Raw genomic sequence first — 20,991 nt, 5'->3', positions numbered from 1 at the left:
CCAGTGGGTATCGGGCGGAACATGGCAGGTCAGCGCGCTATGGTCTGCCGTATACGGCCGACCGTGGCGGTGACATCGGTCCAGACCGGCTTGTCAGGGGCAAATTGCCGCCGGAGGAAGGTGACGAGCTCGGCGACCTGGCCGTCGCTCATGCTGTCCTTGAACGCCGGCATGTAGCCCAGATCGGTCACGGCCGGCTTGGCGATGCCGTGCAGGATCACCTGGATCAGATTGTCGGGCGCGTCGCTGTGCAAATTGCTGTTGAGTGCCAGCGACGGCCGGCTGCCGAACAGCGGCGGGCCGCCGACCTCATGGCAGACCGCGCAGGCGCCTTGATAGATCCGCGCGCCGGTCGAGGCTGCCGTGGTCACAACGGTGCCGGCTTCGAGCTTGGCTGCCATGGCGTCGTGGGCCGGCCGATCAGCGGTCTCGTTGAACGAGGCGAGGTAGACCGCCATCGCGCGGATGTCCTGATCGGGCAGCGCGGCGAGCTCCTGCACGACCGGCGCCATCGGCCCTGCGGCGACGCCGTGCAGGCGGGACTCGCCGGTGCGCAAATAGGCGTAGAGCTCGTCCTCGCTCCAGGGGATCGGCGCCTTCGACAGCGACGTCAGCGCCGGCGCCTCCCAGCCCTCGGCGAAGCCGCCGGCGAGATAGGCCGCTTGCCGCTCGGCACCGAGCGCATTGCGCGGCGAGTGGCAGGCGCTGCAATGGCCGAGACCTTCGATCAGATAGGCGCCGCGATTCCAATTCGCTGACTTCGATGGATCGGGCTGGAATGCCTGCGCCTGATGGAACAGCGCATTCCATCCGGCGAGCAGCGGCCGCAGGTTGAACGGAAAGGCGAGCGCGTTGGCCGGCGTTTCGGCGCGCGCCGGCGCCTGCGCCATCAGATAGGCATAGAGCGCCTGCAGGTCGGCATCGCTGGTCCTGGCGAAGTGCGTGTACGGGAACGCCGGATAGAGATGGCGCCCATCGCGATGGATGCCCTCGCGCATCGCACGCTCGAAGGCGGGATAGGACCAGGCGCCGATGCCGGTGTCGACATCGGGCGTGATGTTAGTCGTGAAGATGGTGCCGAACGGCGTCTCGAGCGGCCGACCGCCGGCGTTCAGGATGCCATGTTCCGAGGTGTGGCAGACGGCGCAGGCGCCGAGGGCCGCGAGCTCCTTGCCGCGCGCGACCGTCGCGGCGGAATACACCGAAGCGTCGGGCCGGGCGATCGGCGCGATCGCGCGCCACGGCAGCACGGCTGCGCCGATGCCGACCGCCGCTGCGCAGATCGCTGCAATGCCGGCAAGGATCCCCCCGCGCTTTGCAAAGGGGTTCTGCCATCTGTTGCGGTCGGCCGTCTGCGCAGGCGGCGGGAGCGGGGCGGGCGCGACCGGTTGCTCGCCGCGCAATCCCTTCAAAATGCGCTCCGGCGTGAACGGCAACTCGCGGAAGCGGACGCCGGTTGCGTCATAGATCGCGTTGGCGATCGCGGCGGCGCTCGGCACCGAAGCGGACTCGCCGACGCCGAGCGGCGGCTGGTCCTGTCGCGGCAGCATCAGCACGTCGATCTTGGGCAGCTCCGGGAATTTGATGATGGGGTAAGCACCCCATTCCCGCGCCGTCACTGCGCCGCGCTCGAAGGAGACCTCCTCCATCAGCGCGCGACTGGTCGACTGGATCACATTGCCTTCGATCTGGTGCCGCACGCCCTCCGGATTGATCATCAATCCTGAATCCTGGCCGGCGACGACGCGCGTCACGCTGACATCGCCGGTCGCCTTGTTGACGGCGACATCGGCGATCCACGCCGACCATGCCGCACCGTAACCGGGAAACTTGCTGTGCACGTACAGCGCATAGGCAAAGCCGCGGCCGCGCACGATATCGCCGTCCGCCTCAGGTTCTTTCCACACCGGGCGCGGCGTCCAGCCGGCGCGCTCGGCAACGGCGTTGACGAGATCGATCGCGCGCTCGTCCTTCAGATAGCGCAGCCGGTATTCGATCGGATCGACCTCGGCCTCGGCCGCAAGCTCGTCGATATAGGATTCATGCGCAAAGGTGTTCGGCAGCGCCGACACGCCGCGAAACCAGGACGCGCGCACGATCGGCGGCATGTCGTTGGCGACGACACGCATGTTCTCGTAGTCGTAGGGCGGGATCGCGGTACGGTCGCCCATCTCGAACACGGCCGCTTCAGGCGCGATCCGCCCGGTGAGCAGCAGTGCCAGCGTCGGTGCGCCGTTCGAGGGATAGCGCGTGGCAAAATCGTAGCCGGCGACACTGCCGTCGGCGTTGAGCCCGCCATTGACGTCCATCAGCTGCGCGGTGCCCTTCGGCTCCCAGGCATGTTCCTGCTCGCGGGTGAGCTGCACGCGCACCGGGCGGCCGACCGCACGCGACAGCAGCAGCGCGTCGGCGGAGACATCGTCGGCGCAGTTACGGCCGTAGCAGCCGGCCGCCTCCATCCGGATCACGTCGATCTCGGACTCGGGCCGCTGGATCAGCAGCGCGAGGTCGCCGCGCAGGATGTGCGGGTTCTGCGTGCCGGACCACACCCGGATCGCGTCCTCGCTGTAATCGGCAACGGCGCATGACGGGCCGATCGAGCCGTGCATCTGGTAGGGCCAGAGATAGGTCCGCTGCATCGGCTTGGCGGCCGCCTTGATCGCGGCGTCGACGTTGCCCTTGTCGATCAGCTGGCGCGGCGTCGAGGGATTGGCGCGCAGCGCCTTCTCGACGTCGGCAAGATCGGTCAGCGCCGGCCCCGGCTTCCAGCTCACCGTGAGCTGTGCCGCGGCCTTGATCGCATTCTCCTCGCGCTCGGCAACGACGCCGACGAAATCGCCGATCCGCACCACCGCGACGAGGCCTGGAATATCGCGCACCGACGCCTCGTCGACGGCGATCAGGCTGGTGCCGACGAACGGGCCGGCATCGACGCCGGCGTAAGGCGGGCGGACCACCCGGCCGTGCAGCATGCCGGGCACGCGCACATCGTGGACGTAGACAAGCTCGCCCGTAGCCTTCGCGGGCAGATCGACCCGCGGCACGGACTTGCCGACGACCGAATAGGCGCTCACGGCCTTGACCGGAACGTCATCGGCAAGATCGAGCCGGATGGTCTCGTCCGCGATCAGCTCACCATAGGTGATGCTGCGGTTGTCGTGGCCGCGGATCAGGCCGTCCTCGATCGTGAGCTCGTCGACAGCTAGCTCCAATCGCTCGGCGGCCCGCGCGAGCAAAAAATGCCGCGCTTGCGCGGCGGCCTTGCGCAGGGGAACGGCGGTGATCTGGATAGTCTCGCTCGCGATGGTCGGGCCCTGGTTCGGCACCACGGCGGTGTCGCCGAGGATCACGACGACGCGGGCAAGGGAGACGTCGAGCTCGTCGGCAACGATCTGTCCGAGCGCGGTGCGGATGCCGGTGCCGAGATCGACATGGCCGTTATAGGCATTGACCGCGCCGTCGGCGGTGATGGTGATGAAGGTCTCCAACGCGCCTTCCGCGCCCAGCACCGCAGGGCGGACGACCGACAGCGAGCCGCGCTGGCGTTGCCCGGGAGGCCGTGCGTCGACCATCAATCGCGCGCCTCGAGCGCGTGGCCGGCCGCGCGCATCGCCGCGCGGATGATCTCGATATGCGCGCCACAACGGCAGAGATTGTAGCGCAGCGCCTCCAGCACCTCATGCTCGGATGGATTGGGATTGCGCGTCAGCAAGGCCTTGGTGGTGATGATCATGCCGTTGAGGCAATAGCCGCACTGCGCGGCCTGTTCGTGAATGAAGGCATCCTGCACCGGATCGGGGTGCTCGCGGCTGCCGAGGCCTTCGAGCGTGACGATGTTGCGGCCGACGCAGCCGTCGATCGGAATCAGGCAGGCGCGCGCGGCGACGCCATCGATCAGCACCGCGCAGGCGCCACACTCGCCGAGCCCGCAGCCATATTTCGGTCCGTTCAATTCGAGGTCGTTGCGCAGCACGTGAAGCAATGCGGTGTCGGGAGCGGCGTCGACATCATGATTCCTGCCGTTCACGGTCAGGCGCATTGCCCCGGTTCTCCCTTGATGTTTGCGCTGCAACGTCAGCGTCGGATCGCCGACGAGGATAACGTTTGTATACAAACGTGCAAGCGGCGGCATGCCGCGCTGCAGCGCGTGCCCGCTTTATGAACAGGGTGCGCACGCGAAGGGCAGGGTTTGATTGCAAAGGCCGCTTGACAGGTCACGGGCTCGCGCGCAGGATCATTCGTATACGAACGATATGCATGGGAGGCGGAAGCGCAGTATGATCGACCGCCGCCACAAGTCCAGGCTTGGTCACGATGGCTGACACAATGACCGTCGCCGCCGGCGACAAGATCCGCTGCGATGCCTGTCCGGTGATGTGTTACATCAAGCCGGGCGCGGCCGGCGCCTGCGACCGCTATGCCAACCATGACGGCACGCTGGTGCGCGTCGATCCGCATGTCGTGCTGGAGCGCACCGTGTCGCATGGCGGCAAGCTGGTTCCGTTCCAGGTGAGCGGCGATTGGGACGGCAAGATCGTCCGCCAGCCCGAACTGTTCGTCACGGCGATCGGCGCCGGAACGACCTATCCGGACTACAAGCCGGCGCCCTTCATCGTGTCGTCGGAGGTCGACGGCGTCGACATGGTCACCGTGGTGACCGAAGGCATTTTCTCGTATTGCGGCGTCAAGGTGAAGATCGACACCGACCGCTATCTCGGGCCGGAAACCGCGACCGTGCGTGCGGATGGCGAGGCGGTCGGCCATGTCACGACCAGCGAATATGGCTCGCAGATGCTCTCGCTCGGCGGGGTGCATCATCTGACCGGCGGCTCCAAGAAGGAGGGCCGCGTCACCTGCGACACGCTGATGGATCTCTCCAACTGCAAGGCGGTCGAGCTGACGATCGACGGCGGCGCCACCGTCGTGGTGCAGGCCGGCAGGCCGCCGATCGTCAACGGTGTGGCAGAAGAGCGCATGCGCGTCGGCTGCGGCTCGGCGACCATCGGCATGTTCGCCAAGCAATGGCACGGCAAGGTCGATGAGGTCGTGGTGGTCGACGACCACATCACCGGCGTGCTCAGCGAACACCAGGCCGGCAAGCTGCTCGATATCGCCGACACCGGCATCAAGATGAAGGGGCGGCGTTCGACGCCCGGCCGCTATTTCCAGGTCGCCGATCCCGGCACCGGATGGGGCGGCACCAATATCTCCGATCCGCTGTCGATCCTCGGTCCCTTCAATGCGAAGGAGGCGCGGCCCGGGCTCACCATGCTGATGGTCTCGACCACCGGCGAACATGCTTCTTATTACGTGCTCGACGAGGCGTTGAAGCCGGTCGAGACCGAGATGCCCGCGGACCTCAAGTTCTCGGTCGAGCGCATTCAGGAGAATTGCGAGCCGGCGCTGTGCACCGTGCTGTTCATGGGCGGCGCGGGCGGATCGCTGCGCGCCGGCGTCACCGATAATCCGGTGCGGCTGACGCGCTCGGTGAAGGACGCGCTGACGCGGGTGACCAGCGGCGGCGCGCCGGTCTATGTCTGGCCCGGCGGCGGCATCACCTTCATGGTCGATGTCACGCAGATGCCGGCCGGCGCCTTCGGCTATGTGCCGACGCCTGCACTGGTGGCGCCGATCGAGTTCACGATGCAACTGTCGGACTATGCGGCACTCGGCGGCCACATGGACTATGTCCGGCCGCTGTCGTCGCTGCGGGACAGCGCCGAAGTCCGGCCGATGCCGTATCTTCCCGGGCGGCGCGCATGACCAGAGCGTTTTCCAGCGAAGTGGATACCGGTTCGCGCAAAGAAAACGCGTCAGAACAAGAATCCGGAGCCCCGTTCCGATTCCATCGGAACGGAAAAGGCTCGAGGCTGCCGCAAATCGCGCTTCTTCCTGACGGCAAGCGGCTGCATTTGCAGGACGGCCCCATTGATCTGATCATCGAGGCCAAGGGCAGGAATGCCGATGTCAACGCCGCCTATCAGGTCGCGGCGACGCGCTTCACCGGGTTGCTTGACGAACTCTGCGCGGAACTGACCGAACTGCGCAGCGCAGCCGCTCCGGCCGGGTGCACGCTGAAAGGCGTGGTCGCGCGGCGCATGCATGCAGCCGTCGCGCCGTTTGCCGCCGATTGCTTCATCACGCCGATGGCGGCGGTCGCGGGCTCCGTCGCCGAGGAAATCCTCGGCGCGATGCTTGAGGCCGCGCCGCTCGACCGCGCCTATGTCAACAATGGCGGCGACATTGCCCTGCATCTCGGCGACGGCGAACAATTCACGATCGGCCTGATGGATCGGCCCGACCGTCACGGCGTGATGCGCACCATGACGGTCGATGCCGACACGCCGGTCCGCGGCATCGCGACCAGCGGCCGTCACGGCCGCAGTTTCTCGCTTGGCATTGCCGATGCCGTCACCGTGCTGGCGCGGACGGCGTCGCAGGCCGATGCCGCGGCGACGGTGATCGCCAATGCGGTCGATCTGCCGGATCATCCCGCGATCCTGCGCTGTCCGGCGAGCGAATTGCAGCCCGACAGCGACCTCGGCGCGCGGCTGGTGACCCGGGATGTCGGGCGGCTCTCGGAACACGAGATCGATCAGGCGCTCGAGGCGGGGGCAGCGCGGGCGCGCGACCTCCTGATGTCGGGATTGATCGAGGGCGCGGCATTGCGTCTACTGGGCGAAACGCGAATTGTCGGTGCAACTGGGGCGCCGGCGTCGCACGCGTTTCAACGAAGAACGACAGAACACATGCTGCGGGCATGACCGGGAGCGAGGCAAGATGAGCGCCGTCATTCGCAAGATCGTCACAGTGGTCGAGGAGACCCATCTGGAGATGGGCAAGACCATCGCACCGCCGACAAGGCGGGCCGCTGCGATCGCCGTGATCGAGAACCCCTTTGCCGGCCGCTATGTCGAGGATCTGTCGCCGCTGATCGCGATCGGCGAGGAACTCGGCGAACTGCTCTCGAAACGGGCCGTCGCCGCGCTCGGCATCGACGGTGCCAAGGCGCACAGCTACGGCAAGGCCGCCGCGGTCGGCGAAAATGGCGAGCTCGAGCATGCGGCGGCGATCCTGCATCCAAAGATGGGCGCGCCGGTGCGCAAGGTGCTGTCGAAGGGCGCGGCGCTGATCCCGTCGTCGAAGAAGCGCTCGGGGCCCGGCACCACGCTGGATATTCCGCTCGGGCACAAGGACGCGGCTTTCGTGCGCAGCCATTTCGACGGCATGGAGGTGCAGATCAACGACGCGCCGCGGGCCAACGAGATCATGGTCGCGGTCGCGGTAACCGACAGCGGGCGGCCGCTGCCGCGCGTCGGCGGGCTGACGGTCGGCGAGATCAAGGGCGAAGACGGATTGCGATAATCTCTTTGAAGAAAAACTGGAGGACGGGATGCGTGGTTATTTCGTAGGGGCGGGATTGGCGATCGCGGTCGCGACCATGGCAACGAGCGCCATGACAACGCAGGCCTTGGCGCAGAGCGAAATCAAGATCGGCGAGATCAACAGCTACTCGCTGCTGCCGGCGTTCACCGAGCCCTATCGCAAGGGCTGGCAGCTCGCGGTGGAAGAGATCAACGCGGCGGGCGGCATCAACGGCAAGAAGCTCGTGGTCATTTCCAAGGACGACGGCGGCAAGCCGGCGGATGCGCAGACCGCGGCGAACGAGCTGGTGTCGAGCGAGAACGTCGCGATGCTCACCGGCACGTTCCTCTCCAATATCGGCCTTGCCGTCTCCGACTTCGCCAACCAGAAGAAGGTGTTCTTTCTTGCGGCCGAACCTTTGACCGACGCGATCACGTGGTCGAAGGGCAACCGCTACACGTTCCGCCTGCGGCCGTCGAACTACATGCAGGCCGCGATGCTGGTGGAGGAGGCGGCGAAGCTGCCCGCAAAACGCTGGGCGACGATCGCGCCGAACTATGAATACGGCCAGTCGGCGGTCGCGGTGTTCAAGAAGCTGATGTCGGCGAAGCGGCCCGATATCCAGTGGGTCGACGAGCAGTGGCCGCCGCAGGGCAAGATCGACGCCGGTCCGGTGGTGCAGGCGGTTGCCGCGGCGAACCCGGAAGCGATCCTCAACGTCACCTTCGGCGCAGACCTCGTCAAGCTCGTGCGCGAAGGCAACACCCGCGGCCTGTTCAAGGGCCGCACGGTGGTGAGCTTCCTGACCGGCGAGCCGGAATATCTCGATCCGCTGAAGGACGAGACACCGGAAGGCTGGATCGTCACCGGCTATCCCTGGTACGCGATCAAGACGGCGGAGCATGACGCATTCCTGAAGGCCTACCAGGCCAAGTACAACGACTATCCGCGGCTCGGCTCGATCGTCGGCTACCAGACCATCAAGGCGGCGGCGGCGATCCTCGCCAAGGCCGGCTCGAGCGATCCGGAGAAGCTGATCGCGGCGGCGGAAGGTATCTCGATGCCGTCGCCGTTCGGCGAGATCACCTTCCGCAAGATCGATCACCAGTCGACGCTCGGCGCCTTCACCGGCAAGACCGCGCTGAAGGACGGCAAGGGCATCATGGTCGACACCGCCTATCGCAAGGGGGCGGACTATCTGCCCAGCGATGCCGAGATCGAGAAGCTGCGGCCGAAGGATTGAGGTTGCGAATATAGCGGGGCCTCGTGGTTCGAGACGCGCGGCGTTACCGCGCTCCTCACCATGAGGGTCTCGCTCCTCATCCTGAGGAGGCGCGGAGCGCCGTCTCGAAGGATGAGGCCCTGATGCAAGTTCACGTTGAAGCGGACCGCCCATGGCCTTCTATGTCGTCCAGTTCCTGACCGGTCTTGCCAGCGCGGCGTCGCTGTTCCTCGTCGCTTCGGGTCTGTCGATCATCTTCGGCGTGACGCGGATCGTGAATTTCGCGCATGGCGCGTTCTACATGCTGGGCGCCTATGTCGCCTTCACGCTGACCGAGCGCTTTTCCGGCGCGCTCGGCTTCTGGGGCAGCATCGTCGTTGCCGCGCTGGCGGTTGCTGCGATCGGCGTGCTGGTCGAGATGGTGTTGCTGCGCCGGATCTATCATTCGCCGGAGCTGTTCCAGTTGCTCGCGACCTTCGGCCTGACGCTGATGGTCGAGGATCTCGTGGTGCTGATCTGGGGGCCGGACGATCTGGTCGGCCGCCGCGCGCCCGGCTTCAAGGGCGCGATCGATTTCTTCGGCCAGAATATTCCAAGCTATGATCTGTTCCTGATCGTGCTCGGGCCGGTCGTGCTCGGCGTGCTCTGGCTGTTGTTCCAGCGCACCCGCTGGGGCGTGCTGGTGCGTGCCGCGACGCAGGACCGCGACATGGTCGCGGCGCTCGGCGTCAATCAGAAATGGCTGTTCACCAGCGTGTTCGCGCTCGGCGTCTTCCTCGCCGCGCTCGGCGGGGCGCTGCAGATTCCGCGCGACGCGGTCAATCACGCGATGGATCTGCGCGTCATCGTCGAGGTCTTCGTGGTGGTCGTGATCGGCGGCCTCGGCAGCATCATCGGCGCGTTCGTCGCGGCGGTGCTGGTGTCCGAGCTCAACGCCTTCGGCATCCTGATCTTCCCGAAGATCTCCATCATCCTGGTGTTCCTGGTGATGGCGGTGGTGCTGATCGTCCGGCCGTGGGGGCTGTTCGGCAAGCCGGAGGCGCCGGCACGGCGCACGCCCGGTCTCACCGTCAATCCGTGGCGGCCGCTGACGATGAACGAGCGGTTCGCCGCGATTGCCGTGCTCGTCGTCGCCGCCGCGCTGCCGTTTGTCGCCGGCAATTACGTGCTCACGGTCGGATCGGAGATCGCGATCTTCGTGATCTTTGCGGTCAGCCTGCACTTTCTGATGTCGGTCGGCGGGCTCGCCTCGTTCGGCCACGCCGCCTATTTCGGCCTTGGCGCCTATGGCGTGGCGCTGCTCGCCAAGATGGCCGGCTTGCCGATGATTGCCTGCCTGCTGCTCGGGCCGCTGCTCGGGCTCGCCGGCGCCGCCGTATTCGGCTTCTTCGCGGTGCAGCTCTCCGGGGTCTATTTCGCGATGCTGACGCTGGCCTTTGCCCAGATCGTCTGGTCGATCGCGTTCCAGTGGGTGTCGGTCACCGGCGGCGACAACGGCATCCTCGGCGTCTGGCCGGAGAAATGGGCGGCGAGCCCGTCGCATTTCTACTGGCTGTCGCTCGGCATCGCCGCGCTCGCGGTCGTGATCCTCCGCATCATCGTGTTCTCGCCGTTCGGCTTCGCGCTGCGCGCGACGCGCGATTCGCCGCTGCGCAGCGAAGCCATCGGCATCGACGGCAAGCGCATCCAGTGGACCGCCTTCGTGATCGCGGGCACGGTCGCCGGCCTTGCCGGCGCGCTGTTCGCCTATCTCAAGGGCAGCGTCTTCCCCGACAATATGGGCATCTCGCTGTCGGTCGATGCGCTGGTCATGGTGTTGCTCGGCGGCGTCGAGACGGTGTCGGGCGCCGTGGTCGGCGCCATCGTCTACAAGGCGCTCAACATCTGGCTGGTCAGCCAGACCGATTGGTCAAAACTCGTGCTCGGCGGCTTCGTCGTGCTGATCGTGGTCGCGTTCCCGAAGGGCATCGTCGGCACGCTCGAAGCCTTCATGCATCGCCGGCGCAAGTCCTCGTCGTCGGTATCGCCCTTGCTGACCTCCCGCATCGAGAGCGCCGAATGAGCATGGTTCCCACATTGCTGTCGGTCGAGGGGCTGACCAAATCCTATGGCGGCGTGCATGCCGTGCGCGGGGTCTTCTTCGAACTGCGCGCCGGCGAGATTTTGGCGCTGATCGGGCCGAACGGCGCGGGGAAGAGCACTTGCTTCGACATGCTCAACGGCCAGAACATTCCCGACAGCGGCCGCATCCGCGTGCTGGGCGCGGAGACCACCGGCAAGAAGCCGCGCGTGATCTGGCGCATGGGCGTCGGCCGCACCTTCCAGATCGCGGCGACATTCCCCACCATGACGGTGCGCGAAAACGTCCAGGTCGCGCTGGTTTCGCATGGCGGGCAATTGTTCAATCTGTGGGCCTCGACCGCCCGCCACGCCCGCGACGAGGCCGGACGGCTGCTCGACCTGGTCGGCATGGGCGCCTATGCGGAGCGGCCTTGCGGCGAGCTCGCCTATGGCGACGTCAAGCGGCTCGAGCTTGCGATCGCGCTCGCCAACCAGCCGAAGCTGCTCTTGATGGACGAGCCGACCGCCGGCATGGCGCCGCGCGAGCGCGTCGAACTGATGCGGCTGACGGCGCGGATCGCGCGCGAGCAGTCGATCGGCGTGCTGTTCACCGAGCACGACATGGACGTGGTGTTCGAGCATGCCGACCGCATCCTGGTGCTGAACCGCGGCAGCCTGATCGCCGAAGGCTCGCCCGAGGAAGTCCGCGGCAATGCCCAGGTGCGCGCGATCTACCTCGGCGAAGGCCTCGTCTATGACGCCCGGCACCGCGAGGGAGCATCGGCATGAAGCTGACGGTGAAGGATCTCAACAGCTTCTACGGCCCGGCGCATATCCTGTTCGACATCGCACTCGAGGTCGGCGAGGGCGAAGTGGTCGCCTTGCTCGGGCGCAATGGCGCCGGCAAATCGACCACGTTCCGCTCCATCGTCGGCCTGGTCGAGAACCGCTCCGGCCGCGTCATGTTCGAGGGCCGGGACGTCTCCGATTTGCCGACGCATGCGATCGTGCGCGGCGGGCTCGGTTATGTCCCGGAGGAGCGGCGCATCTTCACGGATTTGACGGTCGAGGAGAATCTTGAGGTCGGCCGTCAGCCGAAGCGGGCAGGCGCGCCGCAATGGGATCGCGAAAAACTGTTCAAGCTATTCCCGAACCTCGGCGAGATGCGCGGCCGGCCCGGCGGACGCATGAGCGGCGGCGAGCAGCAGATGCTGACGATCGCGCGCACGCTGATGGGCAATCCGTCGCTGGTGCTGCTCGATGAGCCCTCGGAGGGGCTGTCGCCGAAGATCGTCGAGCAGATGGTCGATGCGATCCTGGCGATGAAGAAAGAGGGCGTCAGCATCGTCGTCTCCGAGCAGAATCTGCATTTCGCACGATTGATCTCGGATCGCGCCTACATCATCGAGCGCGGCCGGATCTGTTTCGGCGGCACCATGGCGGAACTCGATGCGCGTCCGGATATCCGCGACGCGCATCTGTCGCTGTAAGGGCGGGGTGGACGATGGCGAGGAGTGCAGCACCGAAGCGAAACGGGAAGGCGAAGCCGGGATACGTGCTGGACGAGCAGATCGGCTTCATCCTGCGCCAGGTGTCGCAGCGCCACGCCGTGATCTTCGCCCGCGAGATCGGCATCAATCTGACGCCGACGCAGTGGGCGGCGCTGTCGAAGCTGTCGGAGGTCGGCGCCTGCTCGCAGAACCAGCTCGGGCGGCTGACCTCGATGGATGTTGCAACCATCAAGGGTGTGATCGATCGCCTGACCGCGCGCGGCCTGACCGAGACCGCGCCCGATCCCGACGACGGCCGCCGCCTGCTGGTAAGTCTCACGCGCGCCGGCCAGCAGATGGCCGACAAGGCCGCGCCTAATGCGCTGGTGATCTCCAGGGAGACGCTGGCACCCCTGGACGCCAAGGAGCGCGAGACGCTGATCGCGCTGCTCGGCAAGTTGCGGTGATATTATCTATCCCCGTCACCCTGAGGAGCCGCGCGTAGCGTGGCGTCTCGAAGGGTCGACGGCCCCGACTTCTGCCGTGGGCCGTTCACCCTTCGAGGCACGCTTGCGCGTGCACCTCAGGGTGACGGGTCGCCGCTACTACTTCGTGCGATCTCCAGCGTCTTACCTACGGGCGGCGTGCCGCGTCCGGACTACGTTGCAAGACCAAGCACCAGCGCGACGGCGCCGACCAGCACCAGGCTGAGCGCCCAAACCGTGTCCAGGTTGAACCAGCTCCGGGACACGAATTTGAGCCCGAGGTAACGGTAGACCAGCCACGCCAGGCATCCGCCGGCGGCGATCATCGCGCCGGCATGGACGATCGAGACCAGCACGGCCATCGTGAGGCTGGTGTCGATCAGGCTGTTGGCGGCCGCATGGCCTTGGTCCGTTTCAGCCTCGCGGCACAGCCCCAGATAGATCGGCACCAGCATCAGCGCCGCGCCATGGGCGATCGCCACCGCGAACGACCACACAGCGAGTTGCGTCGGCGGTATCCGCGCCAGGGCCCGCGGATGGCGCCGGTCGATCAGCCGATAGACACCGAACAGGATGACGAGCAGGCTGGCGCCGATCCGGATCGTGCGCTGCCATTCGACGAGGGTGATCAGCAGCGCGAACGGAAGGATCACCAGCAGCATCGCCAGCAAATGACCGATCGCGAGCGGGCCAAGCGCGGTCACCAGCGCGCGCGAACTCCTCTGCATCAATCCCGCAGAAACGGCGAGCGGCCAGCCCATGCCCGGGTTGATCCCGTGGTAGAGGCCACTCGCGATGACCGCCAGCCACAGCCAGGCCGGAGTCCAGTCGGCCGGGCTCACGTCAGGGCCCTTTCCGTTCCGATCGAATCGGAACCGGCTCTGGACTCTTTTTTTGACGCGTTTTCTTCACGCGAGCCGTTACCCACTTCGCTCGAAAACGCTCTAGACCGACGGATAGCAGAAGGAGTCGGTGGAGCAGTCACCGCCATCGAGCCGGATCTGGTGCGCCCGGTAGCCTTCGGGGAAGCTGACCCAGTAGTCCTTCGCCAGTTCGAGGCCGCCGCCCGGGCTTGCATTCGCCATCACCTCGGCGCCGGGAATGCCTTGCGGATAGAACTGGTTGTCCCAGGTCGAGTAGAGCGAATTGGTCCAGTACACCCGCTTGCCGTCGCGGCTGATCTCGACCATCTGCGGCCCGCCGGCAAAAGCCTGTCCGTTCGGGTGTGGCGCGCGATGAACGATGCCGCCGATGCGGACCGATCCGGCGAGCTTCGGCTTGCGCGGATCGCTGACGTCGTATTGGCGCATCTCGCCGGTGCCCCAGCAGGCGACGTAGAGAAACTTGTCATCCATCGACAAGTCGATGTCGGTCACCAGCGGAGGTACGGCGCCGAAGCCCTGCAGCAGCGGCGGCAGCTGGTCTTTCGATGCAGGCTCGGGTGGGATCGTCACCGTCTTCTCGATGTGAAACTTGCCGCCCTCGCGCCACCAGGTCCAGATCGAACCCTCGAGGTTCGTGGTGTCGACCACGACGCCAACGAAGCCGTGTTCGCGAACCGGATCATGCGCCGGGCGCACCTCCAGCGCCATTTGATGGTTGGCGCCGAGGTCGATGGTCTGGACATTGCGTCGGGCTCGCAGGTCCCAGAAATGCAGCCGATGGCCGTATTTGTTCGACAGCAGGTCCTCCGGCACGATGCCGTTCTCGAACTGCGGCGGCAAGGCCCACTCGCTGCTCACCATGTAGTCGCGCGGCAGGTTCCACCAGAAGTCATAATGCTTGGTCTGAGGACCACGATCGATCTCCCACCGGCCGAGCACCTCGAATGTCTCGCAGTCCATGATGAAGATGCCGGGCGGCCCATCGGTGCCGTCCTTGCCGCTCCCGCCGAGCGTGCTGACATAGATGCCTTCCGGCCCGCAGTGGATAGTGTGCGGTCGCGAATAGCCGGTCTTCTTGAAGATTTCCTCGGGCTCGATGATCTTGTGGATCTTCGCTTGCGTCGGGTCCGGCTTGGTGTCGACGATATAGATCCGGGAGGATCGCATGCCGGGGATGATGAGATAGCGACGTTCGAGGAAGGCGTGTCCGGCCAGCGGAGACAGCGCCGACGAGCAGGCGTTCCAGCCGAAATGGTGGAACTCGTCGCCCTTGTTGGGCATCGTCACCGTATGGACGATCTTGCTGTAGGTCGGCGAGCCGGGCTTGACGTCGATCACCGCGAGCGCGTCCGGTTTGGAAAAATCCGGACTGAGCAGCACGGTGTAGGCAAAGCTCTCGGCCGGCGCTTCCATCGCGAGCTTCGGCGACGCGTGGAACGTAGGATCTGGCCTCATCGTCATCGGCTGCCTCCTGATTGCCTGGTGTAGATCAACACGGCATGGCGGCACGCAGCAGCAAGAACTATTCCGGATCGAAAACGCCTCTTGCGAGTGCCGCCGGCCAAGGTTCGCTTGCGGTCAGGATACACCGCAATGGTGACAGGTGAAAACAAGGTTCGGTTACGCAGACGGCGCGGCAAAGCCGCGCGGTGCCTGCGTGCGATCTGGCAGCCCGCTCAAGGGGTTGAGCAAACCGATCCAGCACTGTCACCCTGAGAGCAAGTTTGACTCACGAACGGCACCAGACACTCAGTGTCGTCCCGGCGAAGGCCGGGACCCATCACCACGGAAGGGCATTGTTACGCAGCGCTGGAGCCACAGCCGTTCTCAACAATCCAACCCTGTGGTTATGGGTCCCGGCCTTCGCCGGGACGACACCGAGTATGTTTCACCTCCGCGCAACGGCTTTGGTGCACGTCACTTCGCCACCACCTCCGGCACCTTGCCCGCGGGTGGCGTGTTGCGGCTGCGCTGGGTGCGGACGATGCCGTCGATGATGGTCATGCCGATGCCCGGGAGATCGCCGAGCTGAACGCTCTCCAGGATGTTCTTACCCGGCGAATGCTGCGCCTTGTCCATCAGCACGAAATCGGCCGAGCGGCCGACCTCGATCAGGCCGCAGTCGAGCTCGCGCATCCGTGCGGTGTTGCCGGTCGCAAGGCAGAACGCCAGCTCGGCCGGGAGCTCACCGAGCGAGGACAAGAGCGAGACCATCCGCAGGATGCCGAGCGGCTGCACGCCGGAGCCGGCGGGCGCGTCTGTGCCGAGGATGACGCGGTGCAAATCACCCATCTCGCGCGCGGTGCGCAGCGTGAACAGCGCCGAGCGCTCATTGCCGTTATGCACCAGCTCGAGCCCGCGCTTGCAGCCCTCGCAGATGCAGCGGATCTGGTCGTCGGGCAGGGCGGTGTGGCCGCCATTGATATGGCCGACCACGTCGGTGTCGGCTTCCAGCACCACGTCCTTGTCGATCAGGCCGGAGCCCGGGATCGACGGGCCGCCGGTGTGGATCGTGCTCTGAATGCCGTATTTGCGCGCCCAGCCGACCATCTTGCGCGCGGTCGGTCCATCCTTGACGCCGCCGAGCCCGACCTCGCCGAGCAGCTTGACGCCGGCGGCGGCCATTTCCTTGAAGTCGTCCTCCACCATCTCGCATTCGATCACGGGCGCGCCGGCATGCACCTTCACGCCGCCCGGACGCAGCGTCCAGAACGCGCGTTGCGCGAAGATCGCCATCGCCTTCAGCCCGACGACGTCGCGCGGCCGCCCGGGCATGTGCACCTCGCCGGCGGAGATCATAGTGGTGACGCCGCCATGCAGATAGCTGTCGATCCAGTTGATCTGGTTCTGCCGCGGCGTCCAGTCGCCGGCGACGGGATGGACGTGGCTGTCGATCAGGCCGGGCGCGACCGTCGTGCCGTTGGCATCGACGATGGTGGTGGCGCCTTCGGTGTCGACGTCCTTGAGGCGGCCGATCGCAGTGATCTTGCCGTTCTCGGCGACGATGGTATCGGCATTCAGGATCGGCTTTTCCAGGGCTCCCGACAGCAACAGCCCGATATTGCGGATCACCAGCTTGCTCGGACCGGTCGCCTGGGGTGCATCGTGCGCCATGGTTTTTCCTTTTGGTTCAATGCCTTCGCCGGCCATTGTGCCCGTGGCTTGACGGCCGGATCAAGCTGGATTATTCATTTGTATACGAACGATCGTGTACAAATGATTTTGCCGCCAATCCGGCCCGCGCGTCAAGGAAACTGACGATGAGCAATTTCAACCAGGAAAGCGTCCTCAGCGTTCACCACTGGACCGACACGCTGTTCTCCTTCAAAACCACGCGCAATCCGTCGTTCCGCTTCCGCAACGGCGAGTTCACCATGATCGGGCTCAAGGTCGGCGAGAAGCCGTTGCTGCGGGCCTACAGCGTCGCCAGCGCGAACTACGAGGACACGCTCGAGTTCTTCTCGATCAAGGTTCCGGACGGCCCGCTGACCTCGCGCCTCCAGCACCTCAAGGAAGGCGACGAGATCATCGTCAGCCGCAAGGCGACCGGCACGCTCGTCATCGACAACCTCGAGGACGGTCGCAACCTCTATCTGGTCGGCACCGGCACCGGGCTTGCGCCGTTCCTCAGCGTGATCAAGGATCCCGAGACCTATGACCGGTTCGAGAAGGTCGTGCTGCTGCACGGCTGCCGCCGCGTCAAGGAGCTCGCCTATGGCGAGATGATCACCGAGAAGTTGCCGCAGGACGAACTGATCGGCGAATTGGTGCGCGACCAGCTGATCTACTACCCGACCGTGACGCGCGATCCGTTCCGCAACCGCGGCCGCATCACCGACCTCATCACCTCGGGCAAGCTGTTCGCCGACATCGGCCTGCCGGCGCTCGATGCCGCGCATGACCGCGTCATGATCTGCGGCTCGCCCGCGCTGGTCGCCGACACCCGCACGCTGCTGAACGGCCGCGGCTTCGTCGAGGGCAATCACGGCGAGCCCGCGCAATTCGTGGTCGAAAAGGCGTTCGCTGAGCGCTGACCGCTACGCAGTAACTCCATCTCCTCACCCTGAGGCGCTTGCGCAGCAAGCGTCTCGAAGGGCGAGGCCCGACTGGGGCCTCATGGTTCGAGACGCGCTTTCGCGCTCCTCACCATGAGGGTTGGCGCTAGGGCCTGACCGCCGGCGTCTCGACCGGCATGCCGCGCGCCCGCGTCATCAGATAGAGCTCGAGCTCGACCAGCTCGGGCGAACCATAATCGTAAGCCTGCGCGCGGATGCCGGTGATGCAGGCGCGCAGCCGTCGCTGCAGCGATCCCAGCGCCTGCCATTCCAGCCGGTACAACGGATAGCCGGTCGGCTGGCCTTGCGTGATCGCGCTGCCCGCGAGCTTCTTGTCCCAGTTATCATCGTGGCAGTTGGTGCAGCCGAGATTGAGCTGGCCTTGCCGTTGCATGAACAGCGCGTGGCCCTGTTCGACGAACGGCGCGAGTTCCGGATCGTCGCCGGCCGTAATCGGCATGCCGCGCGATTGCCGTGCGACATAGGCGGTCAGCGCCAGCAACTCGCGGCTTTCATAGGCGAGCGGCGAGGCCTGCTGGTGGTTGGTGCGGCAGAGGTTGATCCGTCCCTCGAGGTCGACCGGCTTTCCCAGCGCCTTGTCGAAGGCCGGATAGTGCGCCGCGACGCCCCTCATGCTGGCGCTGGCGTCGTTGTGGCAGTCGGCGCAGGCCTTGTTTGCACTGCCGGCCTTGCGCGTCCACAGCGCCTCGCCGTCGAGCACGGACAGCATGCCGGGATTAGCGGTGTCCTCGTCCTGCATCACCTTGCTGTCGGTGCTCATGAAGCTGTAGCCCGAGCGGCGCTGGACCAGCGGAATCCCGTCGGCGAGCGCCGCGCCCGCCATCGCCGTCAGCAGCGCGATGCAGACGGCAATCCTCATTCGACCGTGATCGAAGCCTGGGCGGTCTCCGAAAATCCCTTGTCGCCGATCCATTCGAATTCGAACTTGCCGCTCTCGGTCACGGTGGTGAAGAAGGTGATGAACGGATTGGCCGCGATCGCGGGATAAAGATCGGCACGGAACACTTCCTCGCCGTTGAAGCGGCAAGTGAAGCTCGTGATGATGTCGCGCGGCACCACGCTGCCTGAGGCGGTGTGGCGGTAGCCGGTCTCCATGATATGCGACATCAATGTCTTGATCTCGATGACGCTGCCGCGCTTGGCCTTGGCCGGAACGTTGATCAGGGCCGACGGCATCAGATCGCCTCCTCGGTGCAGGCGGCGAGCGTCACCACGACGTCGGCGGTCGCCGACCAGAACGTGTCGTCGGACAGCCGCGCGATGGCGGTGACCTTCTGGCTGTCGGCGAGGCGGATGCGGGTCGACACCTGGGCACGTCCGGCGCGCGGCCCGAGATAGAAATTGCCGATGTTCGGCTGCGGGTTCTTCTCGTTGAAGACATGGATGCTCTTCACATACTCGTCCGCCGTCATTGGGCTGGTGACGCTGACCGTCATCGGCACCGTGTTGCCGTTCTCGACGAGCGGCGGAATGTCGAGCTTGACCTTGCCGGTGTGCACATCGGCCTCGCCGATGACCTTGCGGATCGCGGCCGACAGCATCGCCGGCGTCGCGTCCACGGGGCGCACGATCACCAGCGCCGCGGCGCCGCCAGTCAGGCTCAAGAACGTCCGTCGCGTGGTGTGGTCCGAATTCGCCATCGATTGATTGGTCCTAGTTCCGCAGTGTCACAAGATACGCCACGAGATCCTCGATCTGCTCCGCCGACAGGATCGGCTTGCCGCGCCATGAGGTGCCGACCCGCGCGAGCCCATCGACGCGATAGTAGGACGGCATGATCGTCGCCGCATTGAGATGCGACGCATCGACCAGGCGGAGCCGCAATTGTGCTTCCGACCAGCGGCTGCCGCTGCCGGCGAGGTTCGGCGCGAGGTCGCCCTGGAACGCCTGCTCGGGAAATGGGCCGCTGTGACAGAGGATGCAAGTGGAGGAACGCTCGACGATGAGCGCGCGGCCGCGTGCGGCGTCGCCTTTGGTTCCCGTCAGCGAGGCTGGTATCGCATCGCCCACGACGGTGTAGGGCCGTAGCTCTTCAGCGCGAGCGGGCGCGCCGGCTGTGAACGAGGTTGCGGCGAGCAATGCCACGAGCGAGAGCCTAGCCAAAGGCCTCTCCCGTGATCCTCTTGAACCAGTCGAGCGCCTGGTCAGCTTCTCGCTGGCGCATTTCCCGCGGCGCGTCGACCGGGCTCGTGGTGACCTCGGCTTCGGCGTACTGATCCTCCTTGGGCTGATAGATGCCCTTCAGCGAGAAGGCGTAGCCGGGAGCGACCGTGTTGTAGCAGGCGCCATCGAGCCGCGGCGTCTCCGGCGCCTTGCCCGCAAGTGAACTGACGATCGCGGCCGCGCAGGCCCGGCCTTGCGCTGCTGCGGCGGAGGCGGATTTCGGAATGCCGCCGGCGATCGCGGCATCGCCGATGACGTGGATGTTGGGAACGAGCTTTGAAGCAAAGCTGACGGGATCGATCGGGCACCAGCCGGTATGGTCGGCGGCTCCGGCGATGTCAGCAATGCGGCCGGCCCTTTGCGGCGGGATCACATTGGCGACCGCGGCGGTGTAGTTGCCGAAGTCGGTGACGATCTCATTCGTCGCCGGATCGACCGACGTCACCCGCCCGCCCTGCGACAACGCGATCCGTTCGATCATGCCGGGATAGAGTTCTGACCACGCTTTCTCGAACAGTTTCTGCTGCGAGTAATTGTCCTTGGCGTCGAGCACCAGGATCTTCGACTTCGGCTTGTTCGCTTTCAGATAATGCGCGACCAGGCTGGCGCGCTCGTAGGGTGCGGGCGGACAGCGCAGCGGCGCAGCGGGGACTGCGATCACGACGAGGCCGCCATCGTCCATGGCTTCGAGCTGCCTGCGCAGCAGCATGGTTTGCTCGCCGGCCTTCCAGGCATGCGGCATCTTCTCGGACGCTGCCTCGTCATAGCCGGAGAGGGCGTCGAAGCGCAGGTCGATGCCGGGGGCCAGCACCAGCCGGTCATAGGACAGCGTCGTGCCGTCAGCGAGCGCGATGCTGCGCGCCTGCGCGTCGACTTTGGCCGCCGCCTGCGCGGCGACCGTGATGCCGTCGGCAGCAACCTTGTCATAGGTGAATTGCTGTGCGGCAAGCTCGCGCAGACCCGCGATCACCTCGTTGCTGAACGGGCAGGCGGTGAAAATCCTGTTCGGCTCGATCAGCGTGACCTGAAGCTTTGTGTCGAGCCGCCGCAGCGCCCGCGCGCAGGCCGCGCCGCCGAAGCCGCCGCCGATCACCGCGATGCGCGGCGCAGCCTGCGCCAGCGCCGGACGCGCCAATGCGGCCGCTGCGACGGCAGCGGCGCCACGGATCACATCCCTGCGCGTCTGATGACGCGTGACGGCCATGCACGAGAATCCGAAAAAGGGAGGCGGCGGCCGGTTGCGGC

At 65.9% G+C, this 20,991-nt stretch carries 19 protein-coding genes; 9 read left to right on the top strand and 10 right to left on the bottom strand.

Features of this window, described 5'->3' with window-relative positions:
• Positions 1-29: 29 nt before the first annotated feature.
• Positions 30-3,572: a molybdopterin cofactor-binding domain-containing protein gene (locus AC1VNY_RS11490; protein ID WP_482405223.1), complete on the bottom strand. Its 3,543-nt coding sequence runs from the start codon at positions 3,570-3,572 to the stop codon at positions 30-32.
• Entirely contained in the window at positions 3,572-4,039 is a 468-nt protein-coding gene (locus AC1VNY_RS11485; RefSeq protein WP_482405222.1) for a (2Fe-2S)-binding protein, read from the bottom strand. Before AC1VNY_RS11485 ends, AC1VNY_RS11490 begins: the two co-directional genes overlap by 1 nt.
• A 275-nt stretch (positions 4,040-4,314) precedes the next feature.
• On the opposite strand from AC1VNY_RS11485, the gene AC1VNY_RS11480 reads away from it, so the two are divergent.
• The 8 genes from AC1VNY_RS11480 to AC1VNY_RS11445 all read left to right on the top strand — a co-directional run bounded on the left by AC1VNY_RS11480 (position 4,315) and on the right by AC1VNY_RS11445 (position 12,605).
• Positions 4,315-5,763 carry a 6-hydroxynicotinate reductase gene (locus AC1VNY_RS11480; protein WP_482405221.1) on the top strand — a complete coding sequence of 483 codons (1,449 nt, stop codon included), beginning with the start codon at positions 4,315-4,317 and terminating at the stop codon, positions 5,761-5,763.
• Positions 5,760-6,764: a UPF0280 family protein gene (locus tag AC1VNY_RS11475; RefSeq protein WP_482405220.1), complete on the top strand. Its 1,005-nt coding sequence runs from the start codon at positions 5,760-5,762 to the stop codon at positions 6,762-6,764. The genes AC1VNY_RS11480 and AC1VNY_RS11475 overlap by 4 nt, the downstream gene beginning before the upstream one ends.
• Before the next feature lie 16 nt (positions 6,765-6,780).
• The gene (locus tag AC1VNY_RS11470) at positions 6,781-7,365 is read left to right on the top strand and encodes an amino acid synthesis family protein (protein WP_016842455.1); all 585 of its coding nucleotides are present in this window, start codon (positions 6,781-6,783) and stop codon (positions 7,363-7,365) included.
• Between the two features lie 28 nt (positions 7,366-7,393).
• Positions 7,394-8,608 (top strand): ABC transporter substrate-binding protein, encoded by a 1,215-nt coding sequence (locus tag AC1VNY_RS11465; RefSeq protein WP_482405219.1) that lies wholly within the window; start codon positions 7,394-7,396, stop codon positions 8,606-8,608.
• Positions 8,609-8,759: 151 nt separating this feature from the next.
• Positions 8,760-10,649 carry an ABC transporter permease gene (locus tag AC1VNY_RS11460; RefSeq protein ID WP_482405218.1) on the top strand — a complete coding sequence of 630 codons (1,890 nt, stop codon included), beginning with the start codon at positions 8,760-8,762 and terminating at the stop codon, positions 10,647-10,649.
• Positions 10,646-11,437, top strand: coding sequence for an ABC transporter ATP-binding protein (locus AC1VNY_RS11455; protein WP_482405217.1), 792 nt, complete (start codon positions 10,646-10,648; stop codon positions 11,435-11,437). The genes AC1VNY_RS11460 and AC1VNY_RS11455 overlap by 4 nt, the downstream gene beginning before the upstream one ends.
• Complete coding sequence (locus AC1VNY_RS11450) at positions 11,434-12,138, top strand: ABC transporter ATP-binding protein (RefSeq protein WP_038383941.1); 705 nt, start codon at positions 11,434-11,436, stop codon at positions 12,136-12,138. Before AC1VNY_RS11455 ends, AC1VNY_RS11450 begins: the two co-directional genes overlap by 4 nt.
• A gap of 14 nt (positions 12,139-12,152) precedes the next feature.
• The gene (locus AC1VNY_RS11445) at positions 12,153-12,605 is read left to right on the top strand and encodes a MarR family winged helix-turn-helix transcriptional regulator (RefSeq protein WP_482405216.1); all 453 of its coding nucleotides are present in this window, start codon (positions 12,153-12,155) and stop codon (positions 12,603-12,605) included.
• A 191-nt stretch (positions 12,606-12,796) separates the two neighbouring features.
• Here the strand turns inward: AC1VNY_RS11445 and AC1VNY_RS11440 are convergent, their stop codons facing one another.
• From AC1VNY_RS11440 to AC1VNY_RS11430, 3 genes are all read right to left on the bottom strand, one after another.
• On the bottom strand, positions 12,797-13,465 hold the full coding sequence (locus tag AC1VNY_RS11440) for a hypothetical protein (protein WP_482405215.1): 669 nt from the start codon (positions 13,463-13,465) through the stop codon (positions 12,797-12,799).
• Between the two features lie 102 nt (positions 13,466-13,567).
• Positions 13,568-14,968, bottom strand: a complete 1,401-nt coding sequence (locus AC1VNY_RS11435; RefSeq protein WP_482405214.1) for a selenium-binding protein SBP56-related protein — start codon at positions 14,966-14,968, stop codon at positions 13,568-13,570.
• A 456-nt stretch (positions 14,969-15,424) separates the two neighbouring features.
• A complete protein-coding gene (locus tag AC1VNY_RS11430; protein ID WP_482405213.1) occupies positions 15,425-16,621 on the bottom strand; it encodes an amidohydrolase family protein in 1,197 nt (398 codons plus the stop codon).
• 146 nt (positions 16,622-16,767) lie between these two features.
• Between AC1VNY_RS11430 and AC1VNY_RS11425 the strand changes: the two genes are divergently transcribed.
• Entirely contained in the window at positions 16,768-17,541 is a 774-nt protein-coding gene (locus AC1VNY_RS11425) for a ferredoxin--NADP reductase (protein WP_482405212.1), read from the top strand.
• Between the two features lie 127 nt (positions 17,542-17,668).
• Here the strand turns inward: AC1VNY_RS11425 and soxA are convergent, their stop codons facing one another.
• From soxA to AC1VNY_RS11400, 5 genes are read right to left on the bottom strand one after another with little or no spacing between them, the layout of a single operon-like run.
• Positions 17,669-18,442 carry a sulfur oxidation c-type cytochrome SoxA gene (gene soxA, locus AC1VNY_RS11420; protein ID WP_482405211.1) on the bottom strand — a complete coding sequence of 258 codons (774 nt, stop codon included), beginning with the start codon at positions 18,440-18,442 and terminating at the stop codon, positions 17,669-17,671.
• Positions 18,439-18,759 (bottom strand): thiosulfate oxidation carrier complex protein SoxZ, encoded by a 321-nt coding sequence (soxZ, locus tag AC1VNY_RS11415; protein ID WP_038383936.1) that lies wholly within the window; start codon positions 18,757-18,759, stop codon positions 18,439-18,441. Before soxZ ends, soxA begins: the two co-directional genes overlap by 4 nt.
• The gene (locus AC1VNY_RS11410; protein WP_092082633.1) at positions 18,759-19,223 is read right to left on the bottom strand and encodes a SoxY-related AACIE arm protein; all 465 of its coding nucleotides are present in this window, start codon (positions 19,221-19,223) and stop codon (positions 18,759-18,761) included. The genes soxZ and AC1VNY_RS11410 overlap by 1 nt, the downstream gene beginning before the upstream one ends.
• A gap of 13 nt (positions 19,224-19,236) precedes the next feature.
• A complete protein-coding gene (gene soxX / locus AC1VNY_RS11405) occupies positions 19,237-19,686 on the bottom strand; it encodes a sulfur oxidation c-type cytochrome SoxX (protein ID WP_482405210.1) in 450 nt (149 codons plus the stop codon).
• Positions 19,679-20,950, bottom strand: a complete 1,272-nt coding sequence (locus tag AC1VNY_RS11400; RefSeq protein ID WP_482405209.1) for an FCSD flavin-binding domain-containing protein — start codon at positions 20,948-20,950, stop codon at positions 19,679-19,681. The genes soxX and AC1VNY_RS11400 overlap by 8 nt, the downstream gene beginning before the upstream one ends.
• Positions 20,951-20,991 lie beyond the last annotated feature (41 nt).

The organism is Bradyrhizobium ferriligni (assembly GCF_056837965.1).
Note: the sequence above shows the minus strand (reverse complement) of the source record. Positions and strands in the feature narration are given on the sequence as shown.